Source organism: Chlorogloeopsis fritschii PCC 6912, from assembly GCF_000317285.1.
GTDB classification, from domain to species: Bacteria; Cyanobacteriota; Cyanobacteriia; order Cyanobacteriales; family Nostocaceae; genus Chlorogloeopsis; species Chlorogloeopsis fritschii.
Genome location: NZ_AJLN01000149.1, coordinates 49,974 through 63,956 on the forward strand (window position 1 = coordinate 49,974; position 13,983 = coordinate 63,956).

A 13,983-nucleotide genomic window follows, 5' to 3' on the forward strand; every position below is an offset into this window, starting at 1 on the left:
TAATAAATAAAATGTTAACTCAATTTCAAGGATTTCAGCTTTCACCACAACAAAAACGTCTTTGGTTATTACAACAAAATAATTCTGTTTACCGTGCTTGTTGTGCAATTTTAATCACAGGTAATTTGCAAGTTAATATCTTAAAAAATGCTTTGCAAAAGGTTGTTGATAGAAATGAAATTCTGCGTACTAAGTTTTATCGTCCCCAAGGAATTAAAATTCCTAGTCAAGTTATAGAAGCTAGTAATTTTTTGTTTTTCGAGCAAGAAATTAACAGCGGTGCTAGTTTACCTGAATTAATAAATGAGTTATTTACTCAAGAGAGACAATCTCGCCAAAGAGAAGCAGAGTATTTATTATCAATAAAATTATTACGTATTAGTAAAAATAATCATATTTTATTTATTAGTATTCCAGCGCTTTGTGCAGATACAGTCTCTTTAAAGAATTTAGTTGCAGAAATTAGCAATTGCTATCGTGCCTGTTTGCAAGGTGACGATATCTCAGATGAACCTTTACAATATGCTGATATTGCTGCTTGGTTAAATGAATTATTAGAAGCCGAAGAAACTGATGCAGGTAAAAGATATTGGCAACAAATAGATATTTCTAAATGTGGAACTTACAAACTAATTAATGAAAATACCCATGCACAGCTAGATAAATTTCAGCCACAAGTTTTCACTACATCAATAAATCGGCAACTAGTACATCAAATTAACGAACTTGCTCAGAATTATCAAACTTCTATTTCGACATTTATATTAACTTGCTGGCTAATTCTACTGTGGCGACTAACTGAAAATTCCGACTTAATTATTGGTACTGGTTTCGATGGACGGAACTATGAAGAATTAAAAGCAAGCTTAGGATTGTTTGCTAAATATATACCTCTGGCTTGCCATTTAGAAAATGGCGATCGCTTCTGTGATGTATTAGTAAAAGTCAATCAAATAACTGCGGAAATGTCTGATTGGCAAGAAAGCTTTAGTTGGGAAACAAGTTTGCCTAATCAGCAAGATGTAGAAACAGCATTCTTTCCTTTCTGCTTTGAGTTTACAGAAGCACCAAAAAATTGTACTGCTGGTGAAATAACACTAACGCTTTATCAACATTACGTTTGCTTTGACCGCTTTAAAGTTAAACTTGCTGGTGTACAAACAGTTGATAATGAGTTGAAGGCAGAATTTCACTACGATGGCAATTTATTTGCCATAGCAGATATTGAAAATCTCGCTAATCAATTTGCAAGTGTGTTAGCAAGTGCTATTGAAAATCCTCAAGCCAATATTTCACAGCTAAACATTTTAACACCAGCAGAAACACAGCAACTGCTAATAGATTTCAATCATACTAAAACAACAGAATTACCATATCAATGTATTCATCATTGGTTTGAAGCACAATGTCAGCAAACACCAAATAATATTGCTGTTGTTTTTGAAGAGCAAAAACTCACATATCAAGAATTAAATATCTGTGCTAACCAACTAGCACACTACTTGCAAAATTTAGGAGTAGGTTCAGAAAATCTGGTAGGAATTTGTGTAGAGCGTTCATCATTGATGGTGATTGGTGTTTTAGGTATTCTCAAAGCTGGTGCAGCTTATGTACCTATTGACTCCAATTACCCAGCAGAACGCAAAGAGTTTATATTGGCAGATACACAAATGCCATTATTACTAACTCAGGCAAGTTTAGCAGCAAATTTAAAAGCAGATAATATTACAACTATTTGCCTTGATACTGATTGGAAGGCTATCAGCCAACAACCGCAAGAAAACCCAGTTAGTAAAACTAATGCTCAGAATTTAGCCTATGTAATTTATACTTCTGGCTCTACTGGTAAACCCAAGGGAACTTTAATTGAGCATTCTGGATTAGTTAACTATCTCAACTGGTGTACACAGGCTTATAAAGTTGAGCAAGGTTCAGGTACACTAGTTCATTCTTCTTTGGGCTTTGACTTGACTATTACAAGTTTATTTTCTCCTTTACTTGTAGGTAGCCAAGTAGAACTGCTACCAGAACATCAGGGTATAGAAACTCTGGCTCAAACTATCAAAGCCAGAACTAATCTTAGTCTCGTCAAAATTACACCTGCCCATCTAGAATTACTCAGTCAACAGTTATCACCTCAAGAAGCCGCAGGTAGGACAAATGCTTTTATTATCGGTGGCGAAAATCTCACTGTACAACATATTGATTTTTGGCAAAAGTTCGCCCCTGATACTGTGCTAATAAATGAATACGGGCCAACAGAAACTGTGGTTGGCTGCTGCATTTACCAGGTATCACAAACACGTAATTATTCAGGTTCAATTCCTATCGGTCATCCCATTGCTAACACCCAACTTTATGTTTTAGATCAATACTTACAACCAGTACCAAAAGGTGTGGCGGGTGAGTTATATATTGGCGGTGCAGGAATAGCACGAGGCTATTTCAATCAACCGGAATTAACTGCACAGAAGTTTATCCCTCACCCCTTTAGTGATGAACCAGGAGCGCGTCTTTATAAAACAGGCGATCAAGTGCGCTTCCGAGTAGATGGGACTTTAGAATTTTTAGGACGCTTGGATAACCAAGTAAAACTGCGGGGTTTTCGCATCGAGTTAGGAGAAATTGAATCTCTACTTTGTCTACACCCAACGGTGAAAGATGCAGTGGTGATGGTACGGGAAGATGTTGCTGGCGATCAACGTTTAGTTTCTTATCTTGTTCTACAGCCAGAGTCTTCTTTAGCTGTAGACAATTTACGGAGTTTTCTGCAAGAAAAGCTACCAGATTACATGATACCTTCTGCTTTTGTACCCTTGCAGACGTTCCCTTTAACCGCCAATGGTAAAGTAGACCGTAAAGCTCTACCTGCACCGGATAAAATCAGCGCAGATATAGAGCAATTTTTTGTTGCACCCCGTAATTCACTAGAAGAACAAGTAGTCGATATCTGGTCACAAGTGCTGAGGATAGAAAAAGTTGGGATACACAATAACTTTTTTGCCTTGGGTGGACACTCCCTGCTGGTGACTCAATTGATATCGCGGATACGGGATGCTTTGGGTGTGGAATTACTCATACAAGATGTTTTTGCAAATCCTACGGTAGCTGAACTATCTGTAATTGTTACCCAAAAACTAGCCGAGCAAGTAGATGATGAAAGTTTAGCGCGATCGCTTGCTGAATTAGAAGACTTATCCAACGAAGACATCCAACTAATCCTTTCTGATAGCCAATAATCAAAATTACATGAGTAACCTGCTGCAAAAAATTGCTGAACTATCTCCTGAAAAACGCGCACTACTGCTGCAAAAACTTAACCAGCAAAAAGGGAAAGTCTCGCAAGCCAAAATTCAACCTCAAAGTCGAGATATTGAGAATTTTCCCTTATCCTTTGCCCAACAGCGGCTCTGGTTCTTTAGTCAATTAGAACCAGAAAGCAGTGCCTATAATATCCCGACTGCTCTCCGCCTTACAGGAAGGCTAAACGTAGTAGCTCTAGAAAAGAGCCTTAATGAAATAGTTCGTCGTCATGAAATCCTACGCACTACATTTACAGTCATCAACGGAGAACCAGTTCAAGTAATTGGTGCAGCAGCCAAACTACAGCTACCAATTATTGATTTGCAGACTATCCCCAAACCCGAACGGGAAACAGAAGCTTTGCGCTTGGCTATGCTAGAGGCGCAAACACCCTTCAACCTAGAAAACGGCTCGTTGCTGCGGGTGAGTCTATTACGTCTGGGCGAGACAGACCATGTAATCTTGTTCACCATGCACCATATAATTTCTGATGGCTGGTCAACAGGAATATTGATCCGTGAATGCACAACACTTTACACAGCCTGCGATCGCGGTCAAACCTGCAACTTACCCCAGTTACCTATTCAGTATGTAGATTTTGCCGTTTGGCAACGCCAGTGGTTACAAGGAGAGGTTTTAAACAACCAGTTAAACTACTGGAAGCAACAACTAGGCGGTGATTTGCCAGTTTTGGAGTTACCCACAGATCGTCCACGCCCAGCAATTCAGACTGACAGAGGCGCAACCCAATCTTTCATATTCTCTAAGTCGCTTGCAGCAGCACTCAAAAACCTTTCTCAGCAGGAAGGAGTCACCTTATTTATGACTCTGCTGGCAGCATTTAAAATCTTGTTGCACCGTTATACTCAACAGAATGACATCTTAGTTGGTACCCCCATTGCCAACCGCAACCGTTCAGAAATTGAAGGGTTAATTGGCTTTTTTGTCAATACCTTAGTACTAAGGAGCAACTTAACAGGAAACCCAACCTTTCGAGAACTTTTGCAGCGAGTACGCGAAGTTACTCTTGGAGCCTATGCTCATCAAGATTTGCCATTTGAACAATTAGTAGAAGAACTACAACCGGAAAGAGACTTAAGTCATAATTCTCTGTTTCAGGTAATGTTCATTCTCCAGAATGCACATACAGAAGTTTTGCATCTGCCAGATTTAACAATCAACCCTCTACAAGTAGAAAATAAAACGGCAAATTTTGACTTAACTCTCTCAATGGTAGAGACAGAAACAGAATTAAGAGGAGCAATAGAATACAACACAGATTTATTTGATGCTGATAGAATTACCCGGATATTGGGGCATTTCCAAACCTTATTACAAGGTATTGTTGCCCATCCTGACAAAAATCTGTCTGACTTAGCCTTATTAACAACAGTAGAAAATCAACAAATACTAACTACTTGGAATAGCAATCAAATCTATGTACCTCAGCAGTGTATTCATAGACTTTTTGAAGCGCAAGTAGAAAAAACTCCTGATGCGGTAGCTGTGGTATTTGGAAAAGAACAGCTAACTTATAGAGAACTTAATCAACGTGCCAACCAACTAGCACATTATTTGCGAACTCAAGGAGTTAAACCAGAAGTTTTAGTAGGTATTTATTTAGAGCGTTCTTGTGAATTAGTAGTGGGAATCTTAGGGATTCTCAAACCAGGAGGAGCCTATCTTCCGCTTGACCCAATATATCCCCAAGAACGCTTGGCATATATGTTAGAAGATGCCCAAGTATCAATTATTCTCACGCAAGAAAAACTAGTAGACAATTTACCAATTCACAACGCACAAATCATTTGTATTGACTCTGATTGGAGACAAATTGCTAGTGAAACTATAGAAAATCCTGTGAGCGAGGTAAGTCCAGATAATCTAGCTTACGTTATCTATACCTCTGGTTCCACCGGTAAATCTAAAGGTGTGATGATAGAACATCACAGCTTGGTAAATGCTTATCTGGCGTGGGAGGAAGCTTATCAACTGCAAACCAGCACCACATCTCATTTGCAAATGGCAAGTTTCTCGTTTGATGTTTTTTCTGGAGACTTAGTTCGCGCTCTTTGTTCTGGTGGTAAATTGGTACTTTGTCCCCGTGAATTCTTGTTAGAGCCAGAAAAACTTTATCAACTTATGCTTCAGGAAAAAGTAGACTGTGCAGAATTTGTGCCTGGAGTATTGAGAAACTTAGTTCAATATCTAGAGCAAAGTCAACAACGCCTTGACTTTATGAAGTTGCTAGTATGTGGTTCTGATAGTTGGTATGTCCAAGAATACGAAAAATTCCGCCAACTTTGCAGTTCACAAACTAGGTTAATTAATTCCTTTGGTTTAACCGAAGCAACTATTGATAGTACCTATTTTGAAACTGGAAAAACGAACTTATCTGTAGAGCAGTTAGTACCCATAGGGAAACCTTTTGCTAATACTAAAATTTACATTCTAGATTACTATTTACAACCCTTACCTGTAGGAGTGACAGGAGAAATTTACATAGGTGGTGCTGGATTAGCGCGGGGTTATTTTAATAGACCAGATTTAACAGCAGAAAAATTCATTCCTAATTTTTTCGCTCAAGAACCAGGAGAATATCTTTACAGAACAGGTGATTTAGGGCGCTGGCTCCCAGACGGAAATATAGAATTAATTGGTCGGTTAGATAATCAAGTAAAACTACGAGGATTCCGGATTGAGTTGGGCGAAATTGAAGCTGTACTTGGCACACACCCAATGGTTAAAGAGTCTGTGGTTTTAGTGCGGGAAGATAGACCAAAACAGCAGCAATTAGTAGCCTATGTCGTACCAGAACTGACATATTTTAACAAGATAAAATCTACCGACTTGCACCAGTTTTTACAAGAGCAGCTACCTAGCTACATGATACCTTCTGCTTTTGTGATATTCGAGTCTTTCCCCATCACACCCAATGGTAAAATTGACCGTGGTGCTTTACCCAAACCCGAACTTCAGGAACTAGAAAATACTTTTATTGCTGCTCGCACTAATACAGAAATAACTTTGGTAAAACTTTGGTCTGAAGTTTTGGGAGTAGAAAAAGTAGGTATTAATGATAATTTCTTTGAGTTAGGGGGAAATTCTTTATTAACAACCAAGTTAATCCTTAAAATTCGTGCAGCTTTTCAGGTGGATTTACCTTTACGTGCTTTATTTGAGTCGCCTACTGTGGCTAGTTTAGCTATTAATTTAGAAAAATTTCAGCAAGCAGACTATAATCATGAGTTGAGTCAAGAAAATATTATAGATTGGCATAAAGAAACAATTCTTGAGTCAACAATTTACCCAAAAACTCCTTGGAGACAACCAGAAACTGAACCGAATTATATATTATTAACAGGAGCAACAGGTTTTTTAGGTGCATTTTTATTATTTGAACTTTTGCAGCAAACTCACGCAAATATTTATTGTTTAGTTCGCGATAGTGATTTAGAAGTAGGTAAGAAAAAACTAGAAAAGGCTTTAGAATCTTATTTAATCTGGGATGAAAGTTTTAGTCAGAGAATTATTCCCGTGATTGGAGACTTATCTCAACCATTACTTGGGTTGAATGAGTGTGAGTTCCAAAACTTGGCTAATCAAATTGATGTTATTTATCATAATGGTGCTTGGGTACATCATATTTATCCTTACTCTGTTTTAAAAGCTGCCAATGTTCTGGGAACGCAAGAAATCTTGAGATTAGCTTGTCAAGTCAAAACTAAACCAGTACATTTTATTTCTACTGCAAGTATTTTTTCACCTTTGAAAGAATCGGCAGTTACAGTAGCGACAGAAACAGACAGCATCGATGATTATCCAGTACCCAGCAACGGTTATGTACAAACCAAATGGGTATGTGAGAAGTTAATTAAAGCTGCTCAAGCAAGAGGTTTACCAATTAGTATTTACAGAATTGGTAGGGTTTCAGGTCACAGTGAAAGCGGAGTTTTTAACGTCAATGACTTTGTATATAAATTAATTATTGGTTGTGTTCAGCTTGGTTGTGTTCCTGACTGTGACCTTCAAGAGGATATTATGCCTGTTGATTATGTGAGCCAAGCGATTATTTATCTCTCAAGACAAGATAAATCTGTAGGCAAAGCATTTCATCTAGTAAATAATCAACTTTTACACACGGATAAATTATTGGAGGTAATTCAATCCTTTGGTCATCAGATACAACAAATACCTTACGAAGATTGGCGCTTAAGATTGATAAATTTAGCTGCTTCACCAAATCATCCTTTATATACACTTGTGCCATTTTTCTTAGGTAATGCCTCTCAAGAGTCAGGAGTTTTAAAGTGGGATTGTCAAAATGCGATCGCAGGATTATCTAACTCACAAATTATCTGTCCAGATATTGATGAAAAATTATTGTCTACCTATATTTCATATTTAGGTAAACAAGGATTTTTAGACACAAAATAGCCACTAATCCGCAAATAAACTTGATTAAAACTAACTAAACATCATGCAAACACAAGAACTGAAGTTACAACAACTGCCTAATCACAATAGTCTCAACAATCATCAACGGCAGTATCTTAGTGATTTTATTAAACGCTACAACCAAAAAACACCAAAATCTAAACAACAAGCGCAAGCATACCGCCATGTTTTAGCTGATGTCCGAGGTTCAGCAGGATTTCGCGCTGCTATTAAAGAAATTGTCTATCCTATCGTTGGTAAATATGCCTCTGGTTCGCGGATGTGGGACATAGATGGCAACGAATATGTAGATTTAATGATGGGTTTTGGCGTGAATTTGTTTGGCTATAATCCAGCATTTATCAAAGAAGCTCTGACAGAAAGATTAGAACAAGGTATCCACATTGGGCCACAATCAGACTTAGCGGGTGAAGTAGCAGAGTTATTCTCTGAACTAACTGGAATGGAACGCGTAACTTTCAGCAATACAGGTACAGAAGCAGTAATGACTGCTTTGCGTCTTGCACGCGCCGCTACAAATCGTCACAAAATTGCTATGTTTTCTGGCTCCTATCATGGACATTCTGATACTAGTTTGGTTAAAGCCCAAATTCAGGATGAAATTACACAAGTAGTACCAATGTTTCCTGGGGTATCTCCCAGCGTTGCTGCAGATGCTTTAGTTTTGCAATATGGAAATCTTGAGTCTTTAGAAACAATCAAAGAACATCAGACAGAATTAGCTGCTGTCATTGTTGAACCTGTACAAAATAGCCGCCCAGATATCCAACCAAAAGAGTTTTTGCATCAGTTGAGACAATTAACAAAAGATGCAGGAATAGTGTTAATTTTCGATGAAATGCTTACTGGTTTCCGTATTCATCCAAGTGGGGCGCAAGCATGGTTTGGTGTACAAGCTGATATTGCTACTTACGGAAAAATTGTAGGTGGCGGTATGCCCATTGGTGTTATCGCTGGTAAAGCCAAATATATGGATAGAATTGATGGCGGAATGTGGAATTTTGGCGATACATCTGCTCCACAGGAGAAGACAACATTTTTTGCTGGTACTTACTGCAAGCATCCTTTATCTATGGTAGCAGCAAGGGCAGTTCTCAAATATCTCAAAACACAAGGCCCCACTCTTCAAGAACAATTAAATCACCGTACTTCTCAATTTATCCAACAATTAAATTCCTATTTTGAAGAGGATGGAGTGCCAATTAAATTGGCAAATTTTGGTTCTATTTTTAACGATGTGCCTTTCGGCGATCCATCTAATATTGACAATTTGCCTGCGTCAGAAAACATGGATTTAATTTATTATCATCTAATACATAAAGGTATATTTCTTCGTCCTGGCGGTGGTTTATTATCTACAGCACATACGGATGATGATTTAAATTCTATTATCCAAGCAGTTAAGGAGAGCATTCAAGAATTGCGAAATGGTGGTTTTTTACCATAGTTGTGAGATTAACTTTTTAACAATTAGGAGTTGGTTGAATGGTTACAGCAAATCTTAACACTAAATATGACTTGTGGGCGCATATTTATAATCAGTATTGGGGAGCAAAATACTGTGAACACAATTTGCCGCCTTTTGAAAAATTACTACAAAAATTTCATATGTATCAAGGCGCAAATATCCTTGATTTATGTTGTGGTACTGGACACATGGCACAACATTTAATCGAGCAAGGTTATCAAGTTACAGGTCTTGATATTTCTGAAGCAATGTTGCGATATGCGCGTGAGAATGCACCAAATGCTCAATTTATTTGTGATGATGCTAGATTTTTTAATTTGCCACCTACTTTTGATGCTGTGATTTCTCCTAGTGGCAGCCTCAATCATATGTTGACTATTGAAGAACTGCAACAAGTCTTCGCGAAAGTGTATAATTCTCTGCTAAATAATGGAGTTTTTTTGTTTGCTTTGAATTTAGAAGATGGTTATACATCATGGAATGGTGCAATCACAGATGGTGATGTGAAAAACGATTACGCTTGGGCTTGTTGTGATAACTATAATCCAGAAGAAAAAATTGGACAATTTAAAATAACTATCTTTCAACAGGTAGAAGAATCTTGGCAACGTTTAGATATTACAAATCTGGTTAAGGCTTATTCTCAAGCCGAAATTATATCTACGCTTGCAAGTGTAGGTTTTACAGATATCAGTGTTTATGATATGCAGGGAAATCCAGCAAGTGCAGAATATAATGACTTTGCTATTTTTGCTAGTCGGAAGTAGGTTGAAAATGTAAACAAGTTGGAGTCAAAAATGAGCAGGATAGATACAGAAGACAGAACAATTTATAAAGTTGTAGTTAATGATGAAGAGCAATATTCAATTTGGCCTGCTGAACGAGAAAATGCACTAGGTTGGAGAGATGCGGGTAAAAGTGGACTCAAATCAGAATGTCTGGAATATGTTAAAGAAGTGTGGACTGATATGAGACCCCTAAGTTTAAGGAAGAAAATGGAGGAGTGGTCTGGTAAAAATTAATACTTAGATAAAATTTGTATCTTTATTTGTAGAGAAGTTAAACCTCTCTACAATTATTTTATAGCAATCCTATTTGAGTTTTGAAAATCAGTGGGCTTCAGAACCCTGACTTTTGTAAAAAGTCGGGGTTATTATTGTTCAGAGATGCTTGTGGATGCGATCGCATCCACAAGCATCATTAGATAAACTAATTGTTTAAGGCTGAACTGATGTAGCTTGAGTAAGCTAAAGATAGAAACCGATTAAAAAGCTCTATCAGTGAATCAGCCAGCGGCAAGCGCTAAAATATAATGCTTAGAATAATTATTTTTTTTCTGGTTATTGGGCTAATTATCACAGGAATTTTAATTTATCCTCTCTTAAATAAACAGCGACGCAACCGTCTTAAACGTCGTCCTTTCCCGCCACTGTGGAATGCCATTATTGAGAATAATCTTCCTATTTACCTCCGTCTTTCTGCTGCTGAACGCAGACAGTTGCATGGACATATTCAAGTTTTCTTAGCAGAAAAACAATTCATTGGCTGTAAAGGATTGCAGGTAACAGAAGAAATGAAAGTGACTGTTGCTGCTGTTGCTTGTTTGCTTCTTTTCAATGAACGAGGAGAATATTTTTCTAAACTTCGTTCGATTTTAATTTATCCCAGTACTTATGTGGTTACTGAAACCGTTGCGAGCGGAGATTATATTGTCGAGGAAAGACGCGTAGCAAGATTGGGGGAATCGTGGAGTCGCGATCAACTAGTACTGTCTTGGGAACAGGTGCAACAAGACATTGGCAACTGGAGTGATGGGCATAACGTTGTTTTGCATGAATTTGCCCATCAGTTGGATCAAGAGGATGGTAAAGCAGAGGGCGTTCCGATTTTGCCAAGAAAATCAGACTATCCCGTTTGGGCACAGGTGATGGCAGAAGAATATCAATTACTTTGTCATGATGTTCAACAAGGTGTAAAGACTGTGATGGATAGTTATGGTGCGACTAATCCCGCAGAATTTTTTGCCGTAGCGACTGAGACTTTTTTTGAGAAACCACAGCAATTACTGAATCAGCATTCGACACTTTATAAGTTACTGCAACGCTACTATCAAGTAGATCCTGTGCAATGGGTTTGAAAATTAGATTGGATGATGCCATTTCACGTTAATTACGATACACATGAATTTTGTAGAGACGCGATATATCGCGTCTCTACATCCTGATTCATATCGCGATTCAGCAATGCCGAAAATTAGATTGAGTCAAGACGCCGCTTCTTTTTGTCAATGCGATCGCTTTGCTACTTTGAGGGTGCGTTAGGCTGGTTACAAAGTTGAGAGCGAGTTGGAATTATTTATAACAGATGCTAACAATAATCCTTCACTTTTTACAAAATTGTGTATTATTGCACCATTTCAAAAAATATATAATATTATTCAAAATGATTTTAGTAGAAATGAATTAGTTCAATCAACCACGATAAAAATAAAAAACTCAAATCGTAAATATCCTCTTCATAAATTGGGAGAAAGGATAGAACTGAAATTCATCATTGAAAATGAAGGCCCAGGTTATGCATTTGATGTTGTAGTTGAACTTCTAGACATCGATAAAGGATTGATACCTGTTCAACCTGATCCTTTTGATCCTACCTATATTTTGTGCAATCGCACTTATGTATACTGTTGGGTGAGAGCGATGTCTAAGGACAGATTCTGCACGTATACGTAAGCATTAACCTCCACAACCCCTGTCTGAAGCTAACCCAACTATAATTAATAAGCAAGAGGCTCTCAGAGAAGAACATGACGACAGTTTCTATCTTGCCAATATCTGATGCAAATGGTGAGAGAATTTATCGAGCGATCGCACCAGATAAGCAATCAACTGGCAGAACCGCAGGTGAAGCATTGGATGCTTTGACAGCTCAGTTAGAAGGTGACGAATTCAATGCATTACTACTGATCTAAAACTTTCGTCCTGACTGGTTTTTTAGTGTCGAGCAGCAAAAGCGTTTATCTGAGCTAATGAATCTCTGGCGTTCTGCCCGCGATCAAGGACAAACACTTTCCCGCGAACAGCAATCAGAGCTAGACAGCCTTGTTGAGGTTGAATTGAAAGCTACGACAGCTAGAACAGCAATCTTGTTGCAGCAGAAGCACCGATCGTGCAAGGAGATTAAAACTGGGTAATGAGGCGATCGCAATTTCATTGACTAACTTTTAGCCACCCAAAAACCTGCTCTACTGTCAAATCTAGTGTTAAAAATTTTGGCATGGGCAGGCGATCGCTAGCTTTTAACTCTATCGATTCTTGTCCTAGAATAAATGCCAAAATTAACCGCTCATCTGGATCGATTAACCATCCTAGCTGAGTGCCATGCTTGAGGCAGTGCAAAATGTTACTAATAACTTTGGTAACTCTCTGTTCGGGTGAGAGAATTTCTACTGTCCAATCAGGATAGATATTAAACACATTGGGGACTTCGCCATCTGCTTCAAAAGGAATTCGTTCCCAAAGGAAAACAGTAGCATCAGGCACAATCGAGCGGTTACCATAGACGCTCGAAGAGCGGCTTCCCGCAGGGTAAGTACAGCGCAATTCTGGAAAGGCGAGGGCAATTTTTGACTTTTCTGCTACTTGATTCACAGCATCACAAAACTTGAGTTGCAGTCTTGAGTGTTTCCCTTGAGGCATAGGTTTTTGGTAAATCTTACCGTCGATAAATTCACTGGCAGGCTTGGTTTCTGGCTGTTTGAGGAATTCTTCAAGCGTGAGTGACGGAGGAAGTGCTGTTGTCATAAACCAAAGCGCGATCGCGTTGCTACTGAGCCAAAATTTTATTAATAATATATATTCTTAATTTTCCCCGGATTTAATAGCAGCAAATATAGAAGAATAATCTTCGTGAGCAAATGACATTTTTATCGCCATATCCAAAACTTTGCGCACACCTTCTATACTGCTGACATTCAAACCAACTGTTTTTGCTTCATCGATAAAGAAATCAATATCTTTCATCAAGTGTTTTGTTGGAAAATTGGGATTGGCATAATTGCCATCTAGCATTCTTGCCAATTTTTTGTCGAATGTGGGGGCATAAAGAGCGCTCTGACGCAGAACGTACATCAAAGCATCCACGTCAATGCCATAACGCTGAACAAAACTAAGGCTAAGGGCAAAAGCTGCTGTCTGGGAAGCAATGAGTTGATTTAACCCCAGTTTCAGTGCTGCCGCAGTTCCCACAGACCCTACAAGTAAAGGTTCTGGGCCAAAATATTTAAATAGCTCTAAGTAGCGCTGATATTGTTCTTGACGTGCGCCTACCATGACAATTAAATTACCAGCTTTTGCTTCTGGGATGCTACCAAGAACAGGCGCTTCTATATACTCTCCACCTGCGGCAACTACTGCATCTCTAATTTCTCTACTTTCTGTGGGAGTAATAGTTCCCATTTGAATGATACTGCGCCCCGCCACAGCTTGCGAAGACCGATCTGAAAGCAACACACTATAAATAGCTGCGGCGTTAGTAAGCATCAGAATTACACAATCAGCAGCACGAATTGCTTGATAGGGCTTTGTGACAACTTCTGCACCAGCTGCTTTTAAGGGTTCCAACTTTTCTGGGGTGCGGTTGTAGGCAATTAGTTCCACATTTGCTTCTAACAACTTCTGCGCCATCGGCAGTCCCATTAATCCAGTCCCCAGAAATGCTACCTTCATCTTCTACATTCCTTTGGTTGAGCGATC

Annotated in this window: 11 protein-coding genes; 9 read left to right on the forward strand and 2 right to left on the reverse strand. The window is 38.6% G+C overall.

All coding sequences use genetic code 11. The features are described 5' to 3' along the window. Positions 1-11: 11 nt before the first annotated feature. The 9 genes from UYC_RS0133115 to UYC_RS39205 all read left to right on the forward strand — a co-directional run bounded on the left by UYC_RS0133115 (position 12) and on the right by UYC_RS39205 (position 12,422). Complete coding sequence (locus UYC_RS0133115; protein WP_016876680.1) at positions 12-3,239, forward strand: non-ribosomal peptide synthetase; 3,228 nt, start codon at positions 12-14, stop codon at positions 3,237-3,239. A 10-nt stretch (positions 3,240-3,249) separates the two neighbouring features. After that, on the forward strand, positions 3,250-7,740 hold the full coding sequence (locus UYC_RS0133120) for a non-ribosomal peptide synthetase family protein (RefSeq protein WP_016876681.1): 4,491 nt from the start codon (positions 3,250-3,252) through the stop codon (positions 7,738-7,740). A gap of 43 nt (positions 7,741-7,783) precedes the next feature. Next, on the forward strand, positions 7,784-9,208 hold the full coding sequence (locus tag UYC_RS0133125) for an aspartate aminotransferase family protein (protein WP_016876682.1): 1,425 nt from the start codon (positions 7,784-7,786) through the stop codon (positions 9,206-9,208). A 38-nt stretch (positions 9,209-9,246) separates the two neighbouring features. After that, positions 9,247-9,996, forward strand: a complete 750-nt coding sequence (locus UYC_RS0133130) for a class I SAM-dependent DNA methyltransferase (protein ID WP_016876683.1) — start codon at positions 9,247-9,249, stop codon at positions 9,994-9,996. A gap of 30 nt (positions 9,997-10,026) precedes the next feature. After that, on the forward strand, positions 10,027-10,251 hold the full coding sequence (locus tag UYC_RS0133135) for an MbtH family protein (RefSeq protein WP_016876684.1): 225 nt from the start codon (positions 10,027-10,029) through the stop codon (positions 10,249-10,251). Positions 10,252-10,541: 290 nt separating this feature from the next. Further along, entirely contained in the window at positions 10,542-11,366 is an 825-nt protein-coding gene (locus UYC_RS0133140) for a M90 family metallopeptidase (protein ID WP_016876685.1), read from the forward strand. Between the two features lie 43 nt (positions 11,367-11,409). Then, on the forward strand, positions 11,410-11,550 hold the full coding sequence (locus tag UYC_RS38405) for a hypothetical protein (RefSeq protein ID WP_157171299.1): 141 nt from the start codon (positions 11,410-11,412) through the stop codon (positions 11,548-11,550). Positions 11,551-12,035: 485 nt separating this feature from the next. Next, positions 12,036-12,200: a hypothetical protein gene (locus UYC_RS39200; protein ID WP_016876687.1), complete on the forward strand. Its 165-nt coding sequence runs from the start codon at positions 12,036-12,038 to the stop codon at positions 12,198-12,200. 57 nt (positions 12,201-12,257) lie between these two features. Continuing rightward, entirely contained in the window at positions 12,258-12,422 is a 165-nt protein-coding gene (locus tag UYC_RS39205) for a hypothetical protein (protein ID WP_016876688.1), read from the forward strand. 16 nt (positions 12,423-12,438) lie between these two features. On the opposite strand, the gene UYC_RS0133160 is transcribed toward UYC_RS39205, so the two are convergent. Together UYC_RS0133160 and UYC_RS0133165 are read right to left on the reverse strand one after the other, a co-directional pair. Continuing rightward, complete coding sequence (locus UYC_RS0133160) at positions 12,439-13,032, reverse strand: Uma2 family endonuclease (protein ID WP_016876689.1); 594 nt, start codon at positions 13,030-13,032, stop codon at positions 12,439-12,441. A gap of 57 nt (positions 13,033-13,089) precedes the next feature. Continuing rightward, positions 13,090-13,956: an NAD(P)-dependent oxidoreductase gene (locus tag UYC_RS0133165; protein WP_016876690.1), complete on the reverse strand. Its 867-nt coding sequence runs from the start codon at positions 13,954-13,956 to the stop codon at positions 13,090-13,092. Positions 13,957-13,983: the final 27 nt, after the last annotated feature.